Here is a 518-nt window from a genome sequence, read left to right as displayed (position 1 = left end):
TTTTTGGATAGCTTGAGTAAGGTTTCTCCTGTTTTTTTTAATACTTACAATCGGCAAATGTTAAGCTGAGAAGCAATGAACGTGATGGCTGTGTGAGGTTGAGTAGCGTTCGATAGGATGTGTGAAAGGTATCGTGAGGTGACTTGTTTGTATTGAATTCTAGATGGGAACTAGGCTATAATTAATGTAAATATTTTCACGAGTTAATAAAGCGGAAAGAAGTGACGGATTTGTTAGTGTTTAATCGCAATATGCGGATTCCAAGTTTAGAGGCACTGGGAAAGATTTCAGCAATCAATCAAGAGGCTGCGTTGGCCGTAGCTGATGAACAACGTTGTCGACGTGATTCAATAGAAGCAGCAGGAACGGAAAGACGACCAATTGAGCAGTCTCATCCATATCGTAGTTTTATATTGGCTGGAATGGCTCTGGGGCTGTTGTTATTTACCAGTGTAGGAGCCTCTTGGCGAAAGGGATTCGTGAGAGTTGTTGACTTCTTACCTGGTAGTCGCTTTGCA

The 518-nt window shown here is 41.7% G+C and carries 1 protein-coding gene; it reads left to right on the top strand.

Features of this window, described 5'->3' with window-relative positions; genetic code table 11:
- Positions 1 to 221: 221 nt before the first annotated feature.
- Positions 222 to 518 (top strand): hypothetical protein (locus tag GF867_RS13665; RefSeq protein WP_153833630.1); only part of this gene is annotated, 297 nt, incomplete at its 3' end.

The sequence above is a fragment of the Fundicoccus ignavus genome (genome assembly GCF_009659375.1).
Taxonomy (GTDB): Bacteria; Bacillota; Bacilli; order Lactobacillales; family Aerococcaceae; genus Fundicoccus; species Fundicoccus ignavus.
The sequence above is the reverse complement of the archived record's forward strand: the minus strand, read 5'-3'. Positions and strand labels throughout refer to the sequence as shown.